Genomic DNA, 22,205 nt, shown 5'->3' on the forward strand with positions numbered 1-22,205 from the left:
CCCGTCGGACGCTCCGTGTCCCCCGTCGGCTGTAGCCTCCTGCTGTTCGAGGGGAACGGGTGCGCGCCATCGCCATCCGTCCAACGCGTCAGAAGTGGGGAATGTCCGTGAGGACCAGTCGGTGGACCGTCGTCGTGCTGGGCCTGGCCGTTGCATCGGTGGCGCTGGCAGGCTGCACTTCCAACCCGGTTCAGCCGGCGCCTCAGCAGACGACCACCGCTCCGCCGGTCGTGGTCACCGAGCCCTCGCAGTCGACCACTCCCGAGCCGGAGCCGACCGCGACGCAGGAACCGGGGATCCCGGTCGTCCAGACCTGCGACCAGCTGATCACGCCCGACGAGCTGTACGCCTTCAACCCGAACGTCGGTGTCAATCCGGCCTATCAGGCCGAGACGGGCACGACTGCGTCGAGGATCGTCTCGCTGCAGGGCGTCGCCTGCGGCTGGTCGAACCAGACGAGCAACGAAACGATCGAGATCGCGGTGGCCCATCTCTCGTCCACGGCGATCGAGGGCCTCAAGAACGAGCTCGCCCTCTCGAGCACACCCGTGCCGACCTACGGCGACGAGGCGTACTTCGAGGTCAACAGCGGACTGGGCGAGGCCAACGTCTTCTCGGGCGACTACTGGATCTACGCGCGCTCGACCACGTTCCTCGAGCCGGGCGACGCGGCCATGCTGATGGACGACGTGATGGCGGCGCTCACCGCCTGAGCGGTCCACCGATGCGGTACGCCCGAGCGGCCCGCGACCCGCGGCCCGCTCACTCAGCCCAGGGTGACGAACTGGTCCATGTTGTCGAGCGGCAGCTCATCGACGACCGCCGTCACCCACATCGAGTTGAGCGTGACGTTGCCGCCGTGGCTCGACAGGAATGCGGTGTCCGCGGCATCCCGGCCGGTGGCGATGCGCAGCAGGGTCTGGCGCGGGGCGAGCGCGGTGGCGTCGACGACGTGCCACTGCCCGTCGACATAGGCCTCGGCGACGGCGTGGAAGTCCATCGGCTGCAGTCCCGGCGCGTAGACGGAGACGAGTCGGGCGGGAACATCCATTGCGCGGAGCAGCGCGACGCAGAGGTGCGCGTAGTCGCGGCAGACCCCCTGCCGGTCGAGCAGGGTCTGGGTCGCGCCGTCGGTCGGCAGGCTGGATCCCGGCACGTAGCTGAGCTGGGCGCCGACCCACGAGCTGACACCGAGGAGCAGGTCACGGCCCTTGAGTCCGGTGAACTCGGCCTGCGCGGTGGCGAGCAGGGAGTCGGATTCGGCGTAGCGGCTGGGGCGCAGGTAGGTGACGAGGTCGAGCGGCTCGACCGGGACCGGCTCGGAGTGGCCGATGACCTCGGCGGCATAGTCGATGGTGAGCGGCCCCGCCTCGGCGAAGAAGCGATGCAGCACTGTGCCGTGCAGATCCTCCATCACGATGGGGGTGAACTCGGTGCCGCGGCGCTCGAACGAGATCGAGTCGGTGACCGTCGAGCCGGGCATCGGCTTGGCTGCGGAGATCGCGAACACCAGCTCGGCGCGGTCGGCGATGTAGAGCTCGATGTGGCTGGTCACGTTGCGGCGCATCCCGCAATCGTTCCATAGCGCGGACGGTCGGCTTTGCGGCTCCGAACCGGGCTCAGGTTCGACCCATCGACGGACTGCGATAGTCGATGCCATGACCCTTCCTGGAATCACGAACATCGGACTCATCGGCGCAGGGCACATCGGATCGGCGATCGCCCGCCTCGCGGTCCGCAACGACTACACCGTCGTGGTGAGCAATTCCCGCGGCCCGGAGTCATTGGAGGAGCTCGTCGACGAGCTCGGACCCCATGCATCTGCGGCACTCGCCGAGCATGCGGCGCAGGTCGGCGACCTCGTGGTCGTCACCATCCCCCTCGGGCGATTCCGTGAGGTGCCGGTCGAGCCGCTCGAAGGCAAGATCGTCATCGACACCAACAACTACTACCCGGGGCGCGACGGTCAGATCCCTGAGCTCGACAGCGACTCGACGACCTCGTCGGCACTGCTGCAGGAGCACCTGCCGACCTCGCGGGTGGTCAAGGTCTTCAACAACATCGGCTTCGCCGACATCCCCAACGACGCCAAGCCGGTCGGGACCCCCGGTCGCCGCGCTCTGCCGGTCGCCAGCGATGACGACGAGGCCAAGGCCACCGTCATCGCGCTGCTCGACGAGTTCGGCTACGACGCCGTCGACGTCGGGTCGCTCGCCGACAGCTGGCGCTACCAGCCGGACACTCCGGCCTACGGCGTGCCGGCGGATGCGGATGGGATGCGCAAGCTGATCGACGCCGCCGAGCGCTGACGCAGCGAGCCCGGTGGCTGAGCCGGGCACGAAGCGCCCGCGTCGAAGCCCTCGTCGAAGCCCGCCCGCTCCTACGGAACCAGCGCGATGCCGGCCCAGGCGCCTGCTACCCGTATGAATCGGATGCGGCGTTGAGCCTGGCCCGGCTGACCCTGCCAGAACTCGATCACCGTCGGAATCAATCGGTAGACGGTCCAGTCTTCGGGCACCTCCTCGGCGTCCGAGTCGAGTTCCTCTCGTGCTCGCTCGAGCTGCTCCGTCATGTCGTCGGGCAGCGGATCGCTCTGCTGCCCGACGCGTGCGGCCGCCTTGAATCCGTTGCCGCGATCCTTGTAGTCCGCGGCGCTGGTGTCGGGCTCGGCTCGTTCGACGATCCCCTGCATGCGCACCTGACGGTGCTGCTCCCGCCAATAGCTGACTGCAGCGGCGTGCGGATTGATCGAGAGCTGACGCCCCTTCGGGCTGTCAGCCGAGGTGGCGAATCCGACGGCGCCGCGCTCTCCAGAGGCTTCGGGCATCCACACCTCACGCAGCAGGACGGTCCGCGCATCGGGCGCACCATCCGCGCCCACGGTCGCGAGCGTGATCGTGTGGGGTGCCGCCGCTCCCCCATCGACGGCATGAGCCAGCCAGCGGGCGTAGACCTCGAACGGCTGATCGTCGATCTCGACATCGAATTCGGGAGCCTCATCCGAGGGCATCCGCGCCGCACGGAGGAGGTCGTGCAGGTCGGAGGTCGTCGGCGATTCCACGCTCCGACCCTAGTTGCGCCACCTCCGATCGGGTCCGACGTTTCTCGACGAACAGGTCGACAGGGCGGGGCCACAGGCCACCGCCAGCTGCCTCGCCGCGGCGCTCCGTAGAATCCGCAGATGGAACCACTGGCACCTGGCATGCAGAGAATCGGCGCCGTGATGCGGCGCCTGCCGGGGTCGTCGGTGGCGACCGCGACCGACGCGCAGATCGCGCGGAGCAGCGGCGCCGCTGCACCGGAACTGCTGGCCTCGATCCTCATGGGCAGTCGGCCCAAGGGGATATCGACCGAGGATCGCCGCACGAACGGCATCCCGATCCGCATCTACCGACCCGATCACTCACGGGCCTCTCGGCCGCTCATCGTCTACTTCCACGGCGGCGGCTTCGTGTTCGGTGATCTCCGCGGCGGCGACTGGATCGCCGGCACGGTCGCGAAGCAGCTCGACGCTGTCGTCGTCTCCGTCGACTATCGCCTGGCTCCGAAGCATCCGTTTCCCGCCGCGGTGGACGACTGCTTCGCCGGTCTCGTCTGGGCGGCCGACCACGCCGCCGAGCTGGGCGCGGATGCGCAGAAGATCGGCGTGATGGGAGAGAGCGCAGGTGGCAATCTCGCAGCCGTGGTGGCTCTCCTGGCTCGGGACGCTTCGACGCCGCTTGTCAGCCATCAGGCGCTGCTCTATCCGGCGACCGGAGTCGAGGAGTCGGCGTCGCGTCTGCAGAACGCGGAGGCGGTCATCCTCACCGCGGCGGACATGAAACGATTCGGCGAGCTGTACGGGGGCGACGCGTCCGACTGGCGCGTCTCGCCGATCAGGGCAACATCGCTGGCGGGGCTGCCTCCAGCGGTGATCGTCGTCGCCAGCCACGACCCGCTTCGGGATGACGGCGTGCAGTACGCCGCCGCACTCAAGCAGGCCGGCGTCCAAGTGAGCTTGACGGAGTACCCGGCGATGCCCCACGGATTCCTCAACTTCCCGCGCTTCGCCAGGGATGCGGTCCCTGCCCTCAAGCGGGTCGTGTTCCATCAGCGCCGCACGTTCGGCTGGCAGCCCTCCTAAGGGGACGCGGTCCCTGGCAGAGTCTGGCTCGGCCCCAGTGCTAGCCTTGATCGTCCCTTCAGCCCCCATAGCTCAGGGGATAGAGCACTGCCCTCCGGAGGCAGGGGCGCAAGTTCGAATCTTGCTGGGGGCACCAAACGAGTCCCTGATCAATGCGGCTTTTAGGGGGCTATCCCGAGATCAATGACATCGCATCGATCGGCAACAGAATGGCAATACATTCCGGCCATCGAAGAACACCTGATCAGCGCCGCCTTGAATTGCCCCAGAAGAGCAGGGGCGGATGCGCTGCTGGATTCGTCGTGCATCCAACCCAGGTAGTACTACGCAGGTCGGTTGGCGACTCGAAGCACGGCCTTAACCGCTGAACCGCTGCATGCCGCCGCGACAGCTTCATTTATCCGTTCGAACGGGAACGTCGACACGATGCGATCGACGGGTAAGCGCCCGCTAGCGAGCAATCGGGCCAGTTCGGGGATGAAGACCTGCGGTTGGGCATCCCCTTCGAGGACGGTGGAGATGCGCACGCCTCGTCCTAACAGCGGGTTGAGGTCGATGTGCGCGAGATCTCCGGGCGGGGGCGCTCCGACCAGTGCGGCATGTCCTCGAACGGCGAGGCTCTGGAGGAGGACCGGAAACACGGCCGCTATCCCCGTCGCGTCGAGTCCCGCATCGACTCCGCGCTCTCCGGTGATGTCTCGAATCGCGCTGGCCACGTCATCAGTTGCCAGCAGGACGTCGGTCGCGCCGCACTCGCGAGCAATCTCGAGGCGTCGCGGATTCACGTCGACAGCGATGATCGTCGTGCATCCGGCGATCACTGCCGCCATGATGGCGGCGCACCCCACGGCACCCGCGCCGAAGACTGCGATCGACGACCCAGGGCGAGGATCGAGCACGTGGAAGACAGTTCCTGCGCCCGTCATCACGCCGCAGCCAAGCGGTGCGAGGAGTTCGAAGGGGATGTCGCGCGGAACTCGAACTGCGAGATGCTCCGCGACGATCGCGTATTCCGCGAAGGACGACTGTCCGAAGAACGACGACGATATGGTGCCGGCCGAATCGGACAATGGCTGCTCGGCTGCAGGCCGTTCACTGCCGAAGTTCAGAGCTGCAGTGTGTTCGCAGGTGCCGGGAAAGCCTTGCAGGCAGGATGCGCAGCGTCCGCAGTACGCGAATCCGAGCACGACGTGGTCACCGGGAGCGAGGGCCTGAACTCCGGAGCCGCACTCCTCGACGATTCCGGCGCCTTCATGCCCCAGCACCGCCGGCAGCGGGACGGGATACATCTGGTCCCTCGCAATCAGGTCCGCGTGACAGATCCCAGCCGCCATGATGCGGACTCGGACTTCGCCTGGCTCGGGACCGCGCATCGAAAGCGACTCGATGGCGAAAGGGCCACCGGGCTCCCGGACTACCGCCGCCCTTACATACGCCATCAATCGGAGAGAAGCGGAAGTCCGAGCGTCGTGCCATGCAGGTACACGGTGCGCTGCTCGGTGAAGGTGCGAAGCGACTCGACGCCGCCAAGACGGCCGAAGCCAGAAAGGCCTATTCCACCGAACGGCACGTGTGGCTCGTCACCGACACTCGGACCGTTGACATGGACGGCGCCCGATCGCACGCGTGAAGCGACGTGAAGCGCATGCGCGGGGTCAGCAGATACGACGCTTGCAATCAGGCCGAACTCCGTGTCATTGGCCATGCGGATCGCGTCTTCGTCATCAACCGCGCGCTGCAGTGAAACGATGGGCGCGAAGGCCTCCTCATGAAACAGCCGGGCCTCACGACCGAGCCCTTCGAGCACGACAGGTCGCGCATACGCGCCGTCGATGTCAGCGTCCCCGAGCAGCAGCGAAGCTCCCGTCCTGTGCGCGTCCTTGACGAGCTCGCTGAAGTGTCGTGCGGCCGCGATGTTGATCAGGGGTCCCAGATCTGTGGTCGGCTCGCGCGGGTCGCCGACGATCATCGCGCCGACATGCCGGACGACCGCTGCGGCCAGCGCATCGTAGATGCGCGGTGTGGCGATGATTCGATCCGTCGCCATGCACACCTGCCCGGTATTGGCGAAGGCGCCGACAACAAGTCCTCTCGCGGTCGATTCGACGTCGGCGTCGTCAAGGACGACGGTGGGATTCTTGCCTCCCAGCTCCATGACGGCCGGGGTGAGGTTGAAGCCGGCCACCTGGGCTATCTGGCGTCCCACCGGAGTCGAGCCGATGAACACCACCCGACGCACATGAGGGTGAGCGATGAGCTGGCCGATCACTTCCCGCCCCTCCCCGGGCGCGGACGTGATCACGTTCACGACTCCCGCGGGCGCTCCTGCGCTGGTCAGCGCGGCTGCCAGGACGTGACCGGCGAGCGTCGGCGAGAGCTCACTGGGTCGGATGACGACCGTATTGCCGGCCGCAAGAGCGATGGCGACGGATCGTGCAGCGAGCACGAGCGGTGCGTTCCAGGGGACGATGGCGAGCACGACCCCGGCAGGGACACGGAGGCTGAGGTTCGTGGATCCCGGCTCATGCGAGGGCAGCACCTCGCCGATCGCGCTGCTCGTCAGCCCAGCAGCCTCGCGAAGAGTCGCGGCGGCTTCTTCGACGTTCATCGCAGCCCAGCCGCGGGTCCCGCCCGTCTCGAGCGCCATCTTGGACGCGATCCGATCAATGTCAGATTCGAGTCCGTCCGCCGCCCCGAGGAGCACCATTCGGCGCTCCTGGAACGATCGCCGGCTCCAGTCGGTGAAGGCGCGCCGCGCCGCCGCGACGGCGCGATCGACGTCTTGAGGGCCGGCTGCGGCGACACGTGCGATCTGCTCTCCTGAGACGGGAGAGATGCTCGGCGTCGTTCGAGCGTCTGTCGCATTTTGGAACTCGCCGTCGATGAAGAGCTGGGTGGTTGTGCTCACGTCTGTTCCTCGATTCAGAAGGTCAGTACCGGTTTGATGGTCGCGCCGGATGCTGCGTCCGCCGCGGCGAGATTGATGTCCTCGAACGGGTATCTGCGTTCGAGCCGATCGATGGGGAATCGGCCGTGCCGCCACGCATCGATGAGGAATGGAACGAAGCTCTGAGGCTCGGAATCGCCCAGGGTGATGCCGATGATCGAACGCCCGGGCAGGAGCCGCGGCACATCGAACGATGCTCGGGATCCCGCTCGCGGCGCTCCGATCACGGCGCACACTCCGCCGACGGCGAGTGCGGTGATGGCGTCCTCGAGAACACCCACGTTGCCGGTGCTCTCGACTGCGTAGTCCACCCCAACGTCTCCGATCAGTGCAGCTAGGGCGTCGGTGAGCGCTGTGTTGGTCGCATCGATGACGTCCGTGGCGCCCAGCTCGAGTGCAAGCTGGAGTCGTGCTGCGACCCGGTCGACGACGATGATGCGGCTCGCGGCCGTCATCGCTCCCGCCATCACCGCGGCCATCCCGACAGCGCCCGCACCGAGTACGAGGAGCGTTGACCCGGCACGCGGACGCAGCACGTTCAGCACTGCGCCAGCACCGGTCTGCAGGCCGCAGCCAAGAGGAGCGAGGACGATCATGTCCTCGTCGGTCGTCTCCGGGTCGAGCCGCACGACGCTGCGCTCGTCGACGATGGCTGTATGCGCGAACGAAGACTGCCCGAAGAAGTGAGCATTCACCGGCCGACCCGATGCGCTCATCGTCGCGGATCCGTCAGCTCGAGTTCCGCCCAGCAGATTGAGGCTCAGGTGCTGCACGCAGAGCCCCGGATGACCTCCCTCACAGTTCCGGCACGTTCCACATGAGGTGAAGCTCAACAGGACTCGATCCCCGACCGACGCCCGTCGCACATTCGGACCGATCGCTTCCACGATGCCGGCACCCTCATGGCCGAGCACTCCTGGCAACGGGAATGGCGTGACGCCGTGGGCGACGCTGAGATCTGTGTGACAGACACCCACCGCGATCATTCGCACACGGAGCTCATCGGCACGGGGTTCGTCGAGCTGCACCTCTTCGAGGACGAAGTCCTCGTCCTCGCTCCACGTGATCGCGGCGATTGTCATTGGGTGATCCTTTCGAGCGCGTCTTCGCGCTGGATTCACCCTAGGGCATCAATGTCCTGCATGACAGGGTTGGATTCCTGACATTCGCTACATAGACTAGATGGCAGTTGCTCGCAGACTACTCGCGCGGGCCAAGTCGATGGAGACGTCATGAATGAGGCCAGTACTTCCCGTCCGGCGGCGCCAGCCGCACCCACTCCGGTCGCTCGCTTCAAGCACGGCACTTTCGCGTGCACCGTGATCAGCGATGGCATCCTCGAAATGGGTCCTGCGTACGTCAACTTCCCCACAGCTGATCGCGCGGAGGTCGACGCCCTCCTCGTCCGCAACTACCTCGACCCCGAGAAGGTGCGGCTCAACGAGAATCTGCTCGTAGTGGATACCGGGCAGGCTCTCGTCCTCTTCGACTCAGGCGTCGGCGTCGACCCCTCCCTCGGCAGGGGCTTCTTCGGCCCAGGCACAGGGCACGCAATCCCCCATCTGCGCGCCGCCGGGATCGACCCTTCTGACATCGACTTCGTCGCTATCACTCACACGCACCCGGATCATGTCTGGGGGCTCGTCGATGCCGACGGAACCCCCTTCTACCCGAATGCGACGATCATCGTCAGCCGCGAGGACTTCGACTACTGGACCGACCTCGGCCATGTCGGCACAGCCCCCAGCCAGCATATGAAGGATCACTTCATCGGCGCGCACAAGAACCTGACGCCGTACTACGAGCAAGGCAGGCTGCGGTTCGTGGAGGACGGCGAGACCGTCACCCCTGGCGTACGGGCGATGGCAACGCCAGGGCACAGCCCCGGCCACCTGGTCTATCTCATCGAGGATCAGGGCGAGACGATGGTCTGCTGGGGCGACCTCTGCCACCACTACGTACTGCTCCTGCAGCGCCCGGAGTGGAGCTTCCAGTTCGATTACGAGAAGGAGGCCGCCACAGCCCAGCGTTGGCGCCTCTATGACTTCGTCGACTCCAACCGGTACGCCGTGTTCGCGTACCACTTCCCGTTCCCCGGCCTTGGTCACCTGCGGAAGGACGGAAGCGGATACGCGTGGTTGCCGACCGAGACCCACATCGCGCCAGCTGCAGCCATAGCGGCCGCGATCGCGAGCTGACACGGCAATCCACCCGCCATCCCACGACTCGAAGGATTCGCAATGAACGATCGCATCGACATACACGCCCACTTCGTGCCCGACTTCTACCGCGAAGCACTGCTCGCCGGCGGACACGAGCACCCCGATGGCATCGCCGCGGTGCCCGAATGGAGCGAAGAGCTCCACCTCGACACGATGGACCGGCTGGGCGTGCGCACCTCGATGCTGTCGATCTCATCACCGGGAGTCCATTTCGGTGATGATCTCAAGGCGGCCACGCTGGCTCGAGCCGTCAACGAGGAGGCCCACCGCATCGTCGCTCGTCAGCCCGAGCGCTTTGGGTTCTTCGCGAGCCTGCCGCTTCCCGATGTGGACGCCGCCCTCGACGAGTTGCGCTACTCCCTCGACGTGCTCGGGGCGGACGGCATAACGATCGAGACAAACCACCACGGGATGTATCTCGGCGACGAACGTCTCGAACCCGTGTATGCGGAGATCGCACGACGCGGCTCTGCAGTGTTCATCCATCCGACAACAGCACACGGTGGTGAGCATCTCGCATTGGGCTATCCGCGCCCGATGCTCGAGTTCATGTTCGAGACCACCCGCTCGGTGACGAACCTCATCCTGTCGGGCGCGCTCGATCGAGCCGATGGCGCGTCGTTCATCGTCCCGCACGCCGGAGCCGCACTCTCCGTGCTCGCCAACAGGATCGAGTTGCTGCTTCCCCTGCTCACGCCGCCGGGCGGCGAGACGCCACCGAGCGTGCGCGCGGCGCTTGCGAGACTGCATTTCGATCTGGCAGGCGCTCCGGTCGACGAGCTGCTTTCGGCGCTTCTCTCGGTGGCTGATCACGAACGGATCCACTACGGCAGTGACTTCCCGTTCACTCCAGCTGATGCGTGCGTGGCTCTGCGCTCGCGTCTCGACTCCGCAGCGTCACTCAGTGCCGGACTGCGCCTCGCGATCGACACAACGAACAGCCGCGCGCTGTTCCCACGTCTCGCCTCGCAGCTCGCATGACTCGCCGCTCGCGGCCCGTGCGGCGAGCGTAGGCTGGGCCGGTGTCCGATGACTCCGAGGTCACCAGTCCGAGCTCCTACCGCGAGCGCAACAGCACGGCGGATCGCGCGCTCGACGTCCTGGGACTCTTTCAGCCGAATCGGCTCCGGCTTTCGGCGATCGACGTCGCGTCCGAGCTGTCAGTCGCGCGCTCGACTGCTTATCGCTACCTCGTCACGCTCAGCGGCGCGGGATACGTCGAAGAGGATCCCCAAGGCGGGTTCCGACTTGGGCTCAAGGTCTTCGAACTGGCCCGGCTAGCCCGCGCCTCGTACGGACTCTCCTCCATCGCCCTTCCCGAACTCGAGGAGCTCAGCCTCTCCACCGGAGAGACAGCCCTGCTCACGCGACGCTCGGGGACACGAACCGTATGCCTGGAGAAGTCCGATCCGCCCGACGCCCGTCTTCGCGTGTCATATGAACGTGGAAGCGTGCTTTCGCTGAACGCGGGAGCATCGGCGTGGGTTCTGCTGGCTTGGGATGACCCTCGCGCTGTCGAAGCGCTGCTGACAGCCGAGCCGCTCCCCTCCTTCACGCAGGCGACCGTCACCGACCCGGCAAAGATCGCCGAGCTCCTCACCAAGGTCCGCCGCGATGGGTATTCGGTTACCCGGGGCGAGCTCGACGCCGATGCGATCGGCATCGCCGCTCCGATTCGCGATGACCGTGGACGAGTGGTCGCTGGAATCAGCCTGGTCGCTACGAACCGCAGGGCACCCGAGGAGCTGGAAGGCACGCTCGTTGCACAGGTTGTCGCGGCCGCCGAGCGCATTTCGACCAACCTCAGCCTGACCACGCAGTAAGTCAGCGCAGCGCGCTCAGACCCGGTTCGGCGCACGCCGAGCCGGGTTTTTCGATGCCCGGCAGCGTGTCCTATTTTGCAGGATGCAATTCCTGGCAAATGAGATATGCTGATTCCAGAGCGAGCGGCACCGATGCCGAGAACGGAAGAGTCAACGTGGACGACGACATGGCAGCGGACAGCGACGTCACCGTCGTCGGCGCGGGGCCTGTCGGTATGACCGCCGCGTTGCTGCTCGAATCCCTCGGTTTGGACGTCGTGCTCATCGAGAGGTCGGCTACACCGAGCTCGGAGCCGAAGGCGATCAGCCTTGACGACGAATCTCTGCGCGCATTCCAGTTCGCCGGCATCGCCGACCGCGTGCTCTCGATCATCGTTCCGGGCACCGGTACCCAGTACTACGGAGCGGATGGCGCCCCTCTATTCCACGCCCGCGGACCTGAGCCGTATCGGCTGGGACATCCGTTCAAGAACCCGTTCGCGCAGCCCGACCTCGAACGACTCCTTCGAGATGTCATCGCAACGAAGCCGCGCATCGCTTTCCACACCGGATCGCCCGTAGTCGCCATCGCCCAGGATGACCTGAGCGCAACGGCGACCGTGTCGTCGGCAACAGGCCCTCGCGAATTCCGGACACGGCACATCGTCGGTGCCGACGGCGGACGCTCCACGGTGCGCGAGCTATCGGGAATCACGATGTCTGGCCGCAGCCACGCCGAGACGTGGCTCGTCGTCGACACGCTGGGCGACCACCACGACGAGCGCTTCGGCATGCATCACGGCGACCCTGCCCGACCCCACGTCATCGTGCCGGGGCTCGACGGCCGTTGTCGCTACGAGTTCCTCCTCCATGACGGCGAAGGCATCCCCGGCTCCGAGCCCGACTTCGAACTTATCCGCCGACTGGTGCGGCCATATCGAAAGCTGGAACCCGAGCAGATCGAGCGAGCAGTCAACTACCGATTCCACTCGCTGGTGGCCGACTCATGGAGAAGTGGCCGCATCTTCCTCGCGGGCGACGCCGCCCATATGATGCCGCCCTTCGCCGGGCAAGGCCTCAACTCCGGTATTCGCGACGTCATGAATCTCAGCTGGAAGCTGGCCGGGAGCATTCGCGGCGAGCTGTCCCCCGAAGTTCTCGACAGCTACGAGTCCGAACGGGGACCGCATGTGCGCGCGACCGTAAAGCTGAGCCAGCGCCTGGGACGGGTTGTCATGACGACCTCGACTCGAATGGCACAGTGGCGGGACGAGACGATCCGAGCAGCACTCGACACCGCCACCGGCCGCAAGTACCTCGAGGAGATGCGCTACAGGCCCACACTCGCCTTTCAGGCCGGCCTCGTTGCACCTCACCCGCAGCACGGGGCCGTGGGCACAGTGATCTCCCAACCGCGTGCCTTCGACACCGAGGCCCGTCTTCCGAGAATGCTCGACGACGTCATCGGGCGCGGATGGGCACTGATCGGTGTTGATGTCACGCCCGACGAATGGGCGGACGGAAACGCGCTGGCGTTGCTCGCGTCTGCACGTCGCGTCCATGTTCCGACCAGTGATCATCTTCCCCGCGTGGAGCCAGGGATCCGGGTCGCCATCGATCTCGACGGTCGACTGGAGCGCGAGTTCCGACGCTTCAGCGGCCGATTCGTCCTGCTGCGTCCAGATCGCGTGATCGCAGCGGTTTGTACTCCTCCGACTATTGCCGCGCTCGTCGCCGATGTTGCGCCCTGGTTCACGCCGGCGTTCGCGTTCCCGTCCACCCCCGATGCCCGTGACGATGTCGATGTCGTCACCTCTACAAGGAGCTGATGTCAGTGAAGCCCGAGCGTGTAATCCTCGAACAGACAGCTGCAGCCGGAACGCTGCGCGACACTGCCGTGTCCCATATCGGCTTGAGAGTGCCTGAGGTGCAGGCGACCGCCGATTTCTACGGACGCGTCCTCGGACTCGTCGTGCAGCGCGAGCTTGCAGACGGCGGCCTCCAGATGGGCTGGGGCACCGGTCATCACGTCCTCGACCTGCTGCCGGGTGAGCGGTCGCTGGCCTATTACGCCTTCGAGGTTCGTGACGCCGGCGGCATGGCTGGCATCCGGAGCCGCCTCGAGCAGGCAGGCGCGCCCGTCACGGAGGTCGATCCGGCGCTGCTCGATGCCTCCATCGGGGATGTCGAGAGCATCGAGACAACGGACCCCGACGGCAACACCGTGCAGTTCCACTCCGCAGTCTGGCGACAGGGCGAGGGCGCCGGAGACCCGGGCCGCCGCCCAGTCAAGTACCAGCACATCACTCTCGGCACCGTCGATGTCGCTCCCATGACCGATTGGTTCACCGGCGTCATCGGATTCCGGATCTCGGACCAGCTGGAGGACGGCCGTTTCGCATGGATGCGCAGCAATAAGGATCACCACACGCTCGCCATCGTCAACGTCGGCGCCCGCGGCAACGTCGATCACTACTCCTTCGACCTGGCCGAATGGGAGGACTTCAAGTCGTGGTGCGACAAGCTCACCGAACAGGATGTCGACGTCGCCTGGGGCCCGGGGCGGCACGGGCCGGGAAACAATCTCTTCGTCTTCTTCGACGATCCCGCAGGCAATCACATCGAGCTCAGCGCTGAGATGGAGAAGTTCTACGACGATCGCGTCACCTACGTCGCTCGCCGATGGAACCCCATTCCGCAGAGCGTCAACCTCTGGGGCGGCCAGCTCCCCAACTGGCGTCGCGTGAGCGGTGTGCAATCATGAGGCTCGTCAGCTACTTCCTCGACGGAGCACCCGGCGTCGGCGAACTGCGCGACGCAGTGGTGATCCCGCTCCAGGGACTCTCGGAGATCGGCGCAGCCACTCCGGCGGAACTGCTCCGTTCAGCGGTGCGCAAGGTTCAGGCGGCCGTACCAATCAGCCGGGTGATCCTCCGGCCGGCAGTACCGAACCCGACGAAGATCTTCTGTGTAGGTCTGAACTACCTATCGCATGTCGATGAGACGAAGCGCGACCTCCCCAGCTATCCGGTCCTTTTCCCGAAATACGCGTCCAGTCTGATCGCCGCAGACGCCCCCATCTCGCTGCCGGCTGAGTCCGACCAGGTCGATTACGAGGGCGAGCTCGCAGTCGTGATCGGGCGGGCTGGACGTCGCATTCCCGAGAGCTCCGCCATGGACCATGTCCTCGGCTACACGGTGGCGAACGATGTCACCGTGCGGGACTACCAGTACAAAACGCACCAGTGGCTGCAGGGCAAAGCATGGGATGGAACCACCCCGCTCGGTCCCGACATCGTCACCCCCGACAGCGTGGACCTCTCGACCGCACGCATTCGCACGGTGCTCAACGGCTCGACCATGCAGGATTCCGATCTCTCGAAGCTCATCTTCTCGATCCCTCGGTTGATCGCCACCATCTCCGAGTTCACCGAACTCCAACCGGGCGACGTCATATTGACCGGAACCCCAGGCGGGGTCGGATTCCACCGCGACCCGCAGGTCTTCCTCCGCGACGGTGACCTGGTGAGCGTCGAAATCGAGGGCGTCGGACGAATCAACTCGACCGTGACCGCCGAGATCGGTGCCCACCAACCACCCGTCATCGCAGAGGTGAACGCGTGAGCGTCATCGTGATCAGCGGCGCCGGTTCAGGCATCGGAGCGCTCTCCGCCCGATCCCTGGCACGAGCGGGCCACACCGTCTACGCCGGCCTTCGGGACATCGGCGGACGCAATGCCGGACGGGTCCAACGCCTCAGAGCGGACGCCGAAGAATCGGCCCTCGACCTGCGACCGCTCGAGCTCGATGTGCTCTCGCAAGAGTCCACCGATCGAGCGATCGCCCTCGTCCTTACGGAGCAGGACCGCATCGACGTCGTCATGCACAACGCGGGCCACATGACACTCGGGCCGGCCGAGGCCTTCACGGCCGAAGAGGTCATGTCGGTCTTCGATACGAACGTGCTGGGGTCCCAGCGCCTCAACCGCTCAGCCCTCCCCGTCCTGAGAGGCCAGCATTCCGGCTTGGTGCTCTGGGTCTCCAGCTCCAGCGTGAAGGGCGGAACTCCCCCGTTCCTCGGACCGTACTTCGCCGCCAAAGCCGCGATGGACTCCATCGCGGTCAGCTATGCGGCCGAACTCCTGCGATGGGGCGTTGAGACTTCCATCCTGGTCCCCGGAGCGTTCCCGAGCGGAACCGACCATTTCGCCAGCGCCACCGGGCCAGCTGATTCCCAGCGCATCGCGGCCTACGACACGCTCTACAGCGGGATGTCCGAGCAGGTCGGAGCGACCCTCGCTGCAGAGACCCCGGAATGGGCCGACGTCCAGCTCGTGGCAGATGCGGTCGTCGCCATCGTGAATGCGCCGAGCGGCAGCCGCCCATTCCGGGTGCACGTCGACCCGCTCGATGACGGGTCAGAGGCCGTATCGGCGGTCGCTGATGACAACCACAGGCAGTTCCTCGAACGGATCCACCTCTCGGACCTCAACGTCCCCACAGCGGAGCCCGCGGCGTCTCTCTGATCTCCGCAACCGCGGACCGCACCACCCTCACATCCACCCTTACAGCCCGCGATGAAGCGGAGATCGGAGTTCGATCTCATGGATCGATCGATGCCCCACCCCATGACGAGGCGCGCACGCCGCGCGATCACCACGATGGCCGCGGTTGCGGCCATCGCCACCACACTGGCCGGATGTTCGGCCGCAGGAGAGGCTGCACCCGGCTCAACTGCCGATGGAACGGCCGCAGCCGAAATCGCACAACCCGCCGGCTACGAGACCGTCCCAGCCCCCGGTCCGGCAATCGATGTCAGCACTCTGGCGGGAGCCACCGTCTACTGGATCCCCATCACCTCACAGGCGCCTGTGTTCAGCATCGAGCAGGCGGCCGCAACCGAGGCATTCGCCGCAGCAGGGGTGAAGCTCCAGCTGTGCGACGGTGAGGCAAACCCGGCGTCGGTTGCCAAGTGCACAACTCAGGCCGTCTCCGCGGGCGCGGCGGGAATCATCGCCACCTCCATCCCCCCCGAGTTCGCGCAGCAGTCCTTCGGCGCAGCCGTGACCGCCGGCGTCCCCGTGCTCTTCGTCAACACGAAGGATGCGACTACTCCGACCGAGTGGGGAGACCTCGCCGCGGCTCTGCCCGCGAACTTCACCGTGCAGGCGAAGGTCAACACCGACCTGATCATCGCGGACTCGAAGAAGGCGGCGCACGTTCTCGTCATCGGCGTCACCGATTCGAGCGTCACGACGAGCGTCTACGAGTCGATCACCGCGCAGTACGCATCGGACTGCCCAGACTGCGTGGTCTCCTCGGTCGAGGTCGGCAGCACCACGCTGTCCAACCTGTCCTCCCAGGTGAGCGCGGCCCTCGTCAAGGATCCGGCTATCTCCTACGTCCAGGTCGAGTTCGATTCGTTCGCGGCCCCGGTCGTGCAGGCGATCCGCCAGCTCAACAAGTCGTCTTCGATCAAGGTCGTGAGCATGCTCGGGCAGCTCGATGGCATGAAGCGGATCGCCGACGGTTCGGGCTTCGCCGACACCACCTACAGCCTGGCCGCACTCGGCTGGAACGAGGCCGACGTCATGCTGCGCATGATGCTCGGAGTCGACCCGGCGATCGACGGCCACAAGACCCCGATCAAGACCTACACGAGTGCCAACATCTCCAGCGCCGACCTCACCGAGGCGGCATGGAAGAGCGGCGAGTGGTCTTCCGACGATGACTTCCGATCCATGTACACGATGCTCTGGGGCGCGAGCTGACACCCGTCAATCGCCGAACCTGAGATCCTTCGCCGCTGAACGGGAGACATCGATGTCCTCAGATATCCAGCACGTCATCACGGCCGACAACGTCAGCTCCGGCACAGCTCCTCGTCTGCGCATGGCGCACGTCTCCAAGACGTTCGGGCGCAACAAAGTGCTCGATGACGTAACCCTGGAGATCCTGCCCGGTGAGGTCCACGGACTCCTAGGGCAGAACGGAAGCGGAAAATCCACCCTCATCAAGGTGCTGTCCGGGCTTTACAGCCCGGACAGCGGGGCCGAGATCGAGATCGATGGTGTGGAGCTGCCACAGCCGATCAACCCAGCCGGTATCTCGCAGCGGGGCCTGACGATCATTCACCAGAGCCTCGGCCTCATACCGGGGCACTCGGTCACCGAGAACATTCGGATGGGCTCTCTTGAAAGGCGTCGATTCGGACGATTCATCGATTGGAAGTACGAGCGCGCCCGGGCAGTGGAGACGCTGGCCGACATGCAGGCAGACATCGATCCCGACCAGCTCATCGACACCCTCCACATCGGACAGCGCGCAACGGTGGCAATCGCTCGCGCACTGCAGGTCATCGTTCCTGGGAGCGGATGCCTCGTACTCGACGAATCCACCCAGTCCCTCCCCAGGGAGGTCCTCCCTGAGTTCTACGACACCCTCCGCGGGCTCGCGAAGCGTGGGACGTCGATCGCGATCGTGAGTCACCGTCTTGAGGAAGTCCTCGCTCTCGCCGACCGCGTCACCGTGCTTCGCGACGGAGCAGTCACGGCGGCCGGAGTGAGCACGAAAGAGATGTCCGAGGCTCAGCTCTCACGCCAGATCCTCGGTCGCGAGCTCATCAGCTTCACACGCGACAGGAGTGAGTCATCGGCTGAAGCGAGCGCGACCGAGACGCTCCCGGAGACCATCAATCTCACCGACATCACAGGAGCAACCGTCCGAGGGGTCAGCCTGACCATCGCGCACGGCGAGATCGTCGGAATCACCGGAGCCACCGAAGCAGGCCAAGACGAGCTGCCCTACCTCATCGCCGGCGCCTCCACCGAACGCCGATCTGGCACCATCACCCGCGGCAAATCGGCGCGGTCAGTCGCCGATCTCACCGTCGCTGACGCACTCGACTCAGGTATCGCACTAGTGCCATCGGACCGTGCAGGTCAGGGGCTCGCGGTCGAGCTGGATGCTGTCAGCAACCTCACGCTGCCGCGGATCACCAAGCGCTCCGGCCGCGGTCCGCTCCGCAGCTCCTGGCAGCGCGCCGAATTCGAGCGCGCCGTCGAGATGCTTCGCATCACTCCCCCGGACCCCGAGCAGCTCGTCACGTCGTACAGCGGCGGCAACCAGCAGAAGATCCTCCTGGCCAAATGGCTGCTCCACGAGCCGCAACTGCTGGTGCTCCACGAGCCGACCCAAGCCGTCGACGTCGGGGCGCGCGCCGACATCCTGCACGCCATCGCCGCAGCCGCCCGCGGTGGGGCGGCCGTATTGCTCGCCTCCATCGAGGCGCAGGATCTCTCGCTGATCTGCGATCGCATCCTCGTCTTCGAGGCCGGTCGAATCGTCCGCGAGCTGCACGCGCCCTTCGCTCCCGATGGAATCCTCTCTGCCGTCGAATGACGGCCTTCACCACTCCGACAGAAGAGAAGTCAATGACCACCAACGTGTCCTCAACGAAGATCGACCCGTCGACGACAGCGACCTCGCCGTCTCAATCCCCGAATTCTCCAGCCCGCGACTCAGCCCTCGTCGCTCTTCGCAAACGACTGCTGTCGCGCTACGGCATCGTCCTGGTCTGGTTCCTCATGGCTGTGTTCTTCTCGTTCGCAGCACCAAAGACCTTCCTCACCTTCGGTACGGTTCAGACGATCTTCGGATCCCAGTCCACGCTGGTGTTCCTCGCAATGGCCGCGGTCGCGACTTTCGCCGTCGGCGAGTTCGATCTCTCTATCGCATCGATCATGGGGCTCTCAGCGACCGTCCTCCCCGTCATGGCAATCAACGTCGGTGTGCCTGAGTGGGCGGCACTGCTCATCGCACTCGTCGTCGGCGTGCTCGCGGGTGCGGCCAACGGGTTCATCATCGTGATTCTCGGAATCGATCCGATCGTCACCACTCTCGGCATGAGCGTCCTACTACTTGGCATAGCGCAGGCGATCTCCAACCTGGTAGCCGTGACCGGCCTCAGCCTGCAGCTCTCCAACCTCGCCGTCTACAACGTCGCAGGACTCCCGCTCGCCTTCTACTACGGCATCGTGATCGCCGTCATCTTCGCGATAGTCCTCGCCTTCACCCCACTGGGCCGACACATGCGCTTCGTCGGCGCCAATCGTGAGGTGGCCCGGCTGAGCGGCATCCGTGTACAGCGGATCCGATTCGGCTCTTATGTCTTCTCGGGCCTCAGCTGCGGAGTTGCCGGCGTGCTCCTCTCCGTGAGCGTCGGAGGCTTCGATTCGAGCACCTCCAGCGCCTATCTGCTGCCGGCTCTGGCGGCCACCTTCCTCGGAACCGCCGTCGTGCGACCAGGCACGTTCAACCCGATCGGCACACTCGTCACTATCTACTTCCTCGTGACCGGCATCGTCGGGCTCCAGCTACTTGGATTCTCCAGCTGGGTGAGCAACGTGTTCTATGGAGCCGCGCTGGTCGTTGCCGTGACCGTCTCGACGATCGCTAGGAAGCGCATCATCCGCCGCTAACGCGCTTGGAGCATGTCATCCGAGTGCGTATCGCATGGAGTATGGGCCTCCAAATACCTTGATCTCGAAGCACGAGTAGACAAGCGATGTGGTGGTCTGTCCAGTCGGAGCCCTACCTCTCTTTGCGAGGCTGGTGAGCAAGACCCTTCGATCAGGCGTTTCACTCAGCGCCCGTGGCAACGAAATGGCAACAACTGCAGCAAGTCTTCGTGATCGAGCGTCTCCAAAAGATAATGAAGAAGCCCGGAATTCCGGGGAAGTTGGGATGGAACATGCGCCCCTAATGACCCCTGCAACGCCCTCGGGAGGCAGGGGCGCAAGTTCGAATCTTGCTGGGGGCACCAAACGAATCCCTGATGAGCGCCTTGTGATTCGGGAACAATTCTTCGAGAGGACGCGCTCAGTCCAGTCGCAGTGCGCATACCGTGCACAATCGACTCCCCGACAGGCTGATCGGATCGCACCGCCGGAGGCATCGCGGCTAGCGTTTCAATGTGCATGTAGTTTGCTCGTTCGTCGGCGGCGCCGGTCACCTCGTGCCCCAACTGCCGCTGCACCGCTCGCTCTTCCAGGCCGGCCATCGACTCACCCTGGTGGGACGAGAGTCCACTGCCCGCCACGCACCATCCGAGCTCTACCGCCAGGTGAAGACGGTTCCGGACCGGCGCAGCCACATGACCGGAACGATCACTCCTCTCCAGCCCATCGATGAGGAGGCTGAGGTTCGGGTGGTCGGCGATCACTTCGCTGGCGGCGCTGCCCGTCAATCGAACGCAGCAATCGATGAGCTGCTCGGAGACGCCGATCTGGTGGTGTGCGACGAGCTCGACTTCGGAGCGATGGCGGCTGCGCAGAAGCGGGCGATACCGACGATCGTCGTTTCGGTCATCGCCAGCGGGGCGCTGGTGCGCCCGGAGCGTGTGGCCAGCGCGCTCGCGAAGCTGGCAGAAAGCGTGGGACTCGCGCAGGCGATCCGCCCGCATGGCGAGATCTTCGTGGTCCCCTTCCACCCCCTGATGCGGGATCCGACGTTTCCGACGCCTCCGAACGTCTTGTGGATGCAGCCGGACTCCCCACCGTTGGCGGAGTCGGACGGCACAGTCCTCGCGACCCTCGGCACGGAATTCAACACCGAGTCGGGCACCCTTTTTCCTCGCATCCTCGACGCGCTGAGCGAGCTCGACTCTCCTGCGCGAGTGGCTGTCGGTCGCGACTTGGACCCGCGCCGATTCGGGCCGCAGCCTGACCACGTGCGCGTCGAGCAGTACATCCACTTCGACGATGCCCTCCCCCGGGCAAGCGTGGTCCTCCACCACGGCGGCAGCGGCATGCTCGTGCAATCGCTCCTCGCGGGTGTCCCACAGATCATCTTCCCCATGGGCGCAGACCAGCCATTCAATGCCTCCATGACGAAGCGCCTCGGCATCGGCCTCGTCCTGGATGCCGCCACCGCCACGCCGACAGCGATACTCGAGGCAGTGAGGCGGCTTCGAACAGACGCTGCCACGCGCGATCGCGTGTCGCACCTGCGCCGATCGATGCTCGACCTCCCCAACTCGGAAGAAGTCGTCGCGCAGATTCAACGAACCATCGTCTGAGCTGGACAAGCGAAGCGATCCCGACCAACTGCACTAGCGTGCATCGCATGCTATCTTGCAATGCATGACAGCCGAGCTGAGTCCGCAGCTGCGAAAGGGCGTGGTCGAGTACTGCGTGCTCGGCCTCATCAGCACACGACCGATGTACGGCTGGGAGCTGGCGGATCAACTGCAGACCGCGGGTCTCATCTCCAGCATCGGCACCCTCTATCCCGTCCTCTCCCGCCTCCGCGAGCGAGGAGACATCACCATGACGGAACTGCAACAGGGCCCAGGTCCCGCCCGCAAGTACTACGTGCCCACCAAGACGGGCGCGCAGCGACTATCCACCTTTCGTGCTGACTGGGGTCAGCTCGTTCACCAGATCAACCTGATCGTCGGCGAGGAATAGACATGGAATCCGACAGAACATCCACGGCCGTCAGCGACTACCTTCGCCGGCTCGACGAAGAACTCGAGCGCGTCCCGGAGCCACTTGCGTCGCAGATCCGCGAGGGCGTTGCCGAGGAGCTGCGATCGGTCAGTGACGAGGACGCGCTGACTCGGATCGAGCAGCTCGGCGATCCCGCGCACATCGCCGCGGAAGCGAGCAGCGACCTAACCGCGCCCACGCCTACCGCGAACGGCAGGGGAAGTTCGCGGGCCTACGTGGCGGCCACAGTGGCGCTGCTGACGGTCGGCGGATTGATCTTCCCCATCCTCGGCTGGATCGTGGGCCTGATCCTCCTGTGGAGCGGCGCCGCGTGGAAGACGTACGAGAAGGTGATTGCCACCCTGTCGCCGCTGATAGCCGTAGGCCTGATCTACGCGATGTTCTGGCTCTTCAGCTTGAGCTCTTCCGGTAGCGAGCCGGCCCCCGACAACTCAGGAAGCAATCCCCTCCTTCCCGCATCCACGTTCGCCCACTGGAATGCCTTGATAGTTGCCGTCGTCGTCAACGTGGCCGTGGCCGCCTGGCTGCTCATCGTCGGATTGCGGCGAACGGGCCATATTGAACCTCGATAGATCACTCCCAACAACAAAGTCGTCACTG

At 65.4% G+C, this 22,205-nt stretch carries 21 protein-coding genes and 1 tRNA gene; 17 read left to right on the top strand and 5 right to left on the bottom strand.

Going from position 1 to position 22,205, the window contains the following annotated elements; translation table 11 throughout:
• Nucleotides 1-101: 101 nt before the first annotated feature.
• Nucleotides 102-713 carry an iron ABC transporter ATP-binding protein gene (locus tag E6C64_RS05355; protein ID WP_136426626.1) on the top strand — a complete coding sequence of 204 codons (612 nt, stop codon included), beginning with the start codon at nt 102-104 and terminating at the stop codon, nt 711-713.
• Between the two features lie 53 nt (nt 714-766).
• Here E6C64_RS05355 and E6C64_RS05360 read toward each other — a convergent pair whose 3' ends face one another.
• Nucleotides 767-1,567 carry a transglutaminase-like domain-containing protein gene (locus E6C64_RS05360; protein ID WP_136426627.1) on the bottom strand — a complete coding sequence of 267 codons (801 nt, stop codon included), beginning with the start codon at nt 1,565-1,567 and terminating at the stop codon, nt 767-769.
• A 91-nt stretch (nt 1,568-1,658) separates the two neighbouring features.
• On the opposite strand from E6C64_RS05360, the gene E6C64_RS05365 reads away from it, so the two are divergent.
• Nucleotides 1,659-2,309 carry an NADPH-dependent F420 reductase gene (locus E6C64_RS05365; protein WP_233255488.1) on the top strand — a complete coding sequence of 217 codons (651 nt, stop codon included), beginning with the start codon at nt 1,659-1,661 and terminating at the stop codon, nt 2,307-2,309.
• A 71-nt stretch (nt 2,310-2,380) separates the two neighbouring features.
• Here the strand turns inward: E6C64_RS05365 and E6C64_RS05370 are convergent, their stop codons facing one another.
• A complete protein-coding gene (locus tag E6C64_RS05370; RefSeq protein ID WP_136426628.1) occupies nt 2,381-3,061 on the bottom strand; it encodes a pyridoxine/pyridoxamine 5'-phosphate oxidase in 681 nt (226 codons plus the stop codon).
• 120 nt (nt 3,062-3,181) lie between these two features.
• On the opposite strand from E6C64_RS05370, the gene E6C64_RS05375 reads away from it, so the two are divergent.
• Entirely contained in the window at nt 3,182-4,123 is a 942-nt protein-coding gene (locus tag E6C64_RS05375; protein ID WP_136426629.1) for an alpha/beta hydrolase, read from the top strand.
• Between the two features lie 61 nt (nt 4,124-4,184).
• Nucleotides 4,185-4,259, top strand: a tRNA-Arg gene (locus E6C64_RS05380).
• 187 nt (nt 4,260-4,446) lie between these two features.
• Here the strand turns inward: E6C64_RS05380 and E6C64_RS05385 are convergent.
• The 3 genes from E6C64_RS05385 to E6C64_RS05395 are packed head-to-tail and all read right to left on the bottom strand — an operon-like array spanning nt 4,447 to nt 8,152.
• The gene (locus E6C64_RS05385) at nt 4,447-5,562 is read right to left on the bottom strand and encodes an NAD(P)-dependent alcohol dehydrogenase (RefSeq protein ID WP_136426630.1); all 1,116 of its coding nucleotides are present in this window, start codon (nt 5,560-5,562) and stop codon (nt 4,447-4,449) included.
• The gene (locus tag E6C64_RS05390; protein WP_158437745.1) at nt 5,562-7,031 is read right to left on the bottom strand and encodes an aldehyde dehydrogenase family protein; all 1,470 of its coding nucleotides are present in this window, start codon (nt 7,029-7,031) and stop codon (nt 5,562-5,564) included. Before E6C64_RS05390 ends, E6C64_RS05385 begins: the two co-directional genes overlap by 1 nt.
• A gap of 14 nt (nt 7,032-7,045) precedes the next feature.
• Nucleotides 7,046-8,152 carry an NAD(P)-dependent alcohol dehydrogenase gene (locus E6C64_RS05395; RefSeq protein WP_136426632.1) on the bottom strand — a complete coding sequence of 369 codons (1,107 nt, stop codon included), beginning with the start codon at nt 8,150-8,152 and terminating at the stop codon, nt 7,046-7,048.
• Between the two features lie 150 nt (nt 8,153-8,302).
• Between E6C64_RS05395 and E6C64_RS05400 the strand changes: the two genes are divergently transcribed.
• The 13 genes from E6C64_RS05400 to E6C64_RS05460 all read left to right on the top strand — a co-directional run bounded on the left by E6C64_RS05400 (nt 8,303) and on the right by E6C64_RS05460 (nt 22,177).
• Entirely contained in the window at nt 8,303-9,268 is a 966-nt protein-coding gene (locus tag E6C64_RS05400; protein WP_136426633.1) for an MBL fold metallo-hydrolase, read from the top strand.
• Between the two features lie 42 nt (nt 9,269-9,310).
• The gene (locus E6C64_RS05405; RefSeq protein WP_136426634.1) at nt 9,311-10,273 is read left to right on the top strand and encodes an amidohydrolase family protein; all 963 of its coding nucleotides are present in this window, start codon (nt 9,311-9,313) and stop codon (nt 10,271-10,273) included.
• 41 nt (nt 10,274-10,314) lie between these two features.
• Nucleotides 10,315-11,115: an IclR family transcriptional regulator gene (locus E6C64_RS05410; RefSeq protein ID WP_136426635.1), complete on the top strand. Its 801-nt coding sequence runs from the start codon at nt 10,315-10,317 to the stop codon at nt 11,113-11,115.
• A 155-nt stretch (nt 11,116-11,270) separates the two neighbouring features.
• On the top strand, nt 11,271-12,923 hold the full coding sequence (locus E6C64_RS05415; protein ID WP_199240966.1) for a bifunctional 3-(3-hydroxy-phenyl)propionate/3-hydroxycinnamic acid hydroxylase: 1,653 nt from the start codon (nt 11,271-11,273) through the stop codon (nt 12,921-12,923).
• On the top strand, nt 12,923-13,858 hold the full coding sequence (locus E6C64_RS05420) for a VOC family protein (RefSeq protein WP_136426636.1): 936 nt from the start codon (nt 12,923-12,925) through the stop codon (nt 13,856-13,858). The genes E6C64_RS05415 and E6C64_RS05420 overlap by 1 nt, the downstream gene beginning before the upstream one ends.
• Nucleotides 13,855-14,718: a fumarylacetoacetate hydrolase family protein gene (locus E6C64_RS05425; RefSeq protein ID WP_136426637.1), complete on the top strand. Its 864-nt coding sequence runs from the start codon at nt 13,855-13,857 to the stop codon at nt 14,716-14,718. Before E6C64_RS05420 ends, E6C64_RS05425 begins: the two co-directional genes overlap by 4 nt.
• The gene (locus E6C64_RS05430) at nt 14,715-15,620 is read left to right on the top strand and encodes an SDR family oxidoreductase (RefSeq protein WP_136426638.1); all 906 of its coding nucleotides are present in this window, start codon (nt 14,715-14,717) and stop codon (nt 15,618-15,620) included. The genes E6C64_RS05425 and E6C64_RS05430 overlap by 4 nt, the downstream gene beginning before the upstream one ends.
• Before the next feature lie 90 nt (nt 15,621-15,710).
• A complete protein-coding gene (locus tag E6C64_RS05435) occupies nt 15,711-16,865 on the top strand; it encodes a sugar ABC transporter substrate-binding protein (protein WP_158437746.1) in 1,155 nt (384 codons plus the stop codon).
• 52 nt (nt 16,866-16,917) lie between these two features.
• Nucleotides 16,918-18,495, top strand: a complete 1,578-nt coding sequence (locus E6C64_RS05440; protein ID WP_158437747.1) for a sugar ABC transporter ATP-binding protein — start codon at nt 16,918-16,920, stop codon at nt 18,493-18,495.
• 32 nt (nt 18,496-18,527) lie between these two features.
• Nucleotides 18,528-19,574, top strand: a complete 1,047-nt coding sequence (locus E6C64_RS05445) for an ABC transporter permease (protein WP_136426641.1) — start codon at nt 18,528-18,530, stop codon at nt 19,572-19,574.
• An 839-nt stretch (nt 19,575-20,413) separates the two neighbouring features.
• Complete coding sequence (locus E6C64_RS05450) at nt 20,414-21,172, top strand: glycosyltransferase (RefSeq protein ID WP_158437748.1); 759 nt, start codon at nt 20,414-20,416, stop codon at nt 21,170-21,172.
• Between the two features lie 64 nt (nt 21,173-21,236).
• Nucleotides 21,237-21,563, top strand: coding sequence for a PadR family transcriptional regulator (locus tag E6C64_RS05455; protein ID WP_136426643.1), 327 nt, complete (start codon nt 21,237-21,239; stop codon nt 21,561-21,563).
• A gap of 2 nt (nt 21,564-21,565) precedes the next feature.
• Nucleotides 21,566-22,177: a tripartite tricarboxylate transporter TctB family protein gene (locus E6C64_RS05460; protein WP_136426644.1), complete on the top strand. Its 612-nt coding sequence runs from the start codon at nt 21,566-21,568 to the stop codon at nt 22,175-22,177.
• The last annotated feature ends 28 nt before the right edge of the window (nt 22,178-22,205 follow it).

This window comes from Naasia lichenicola, from assembly GCF_004801885.1.
Lineage (GTDB): Bacteria > Actinomycetota > Actinomycetes > Actinomycetales > Microbacteriaceae > Naasia > Naasia lichenicola.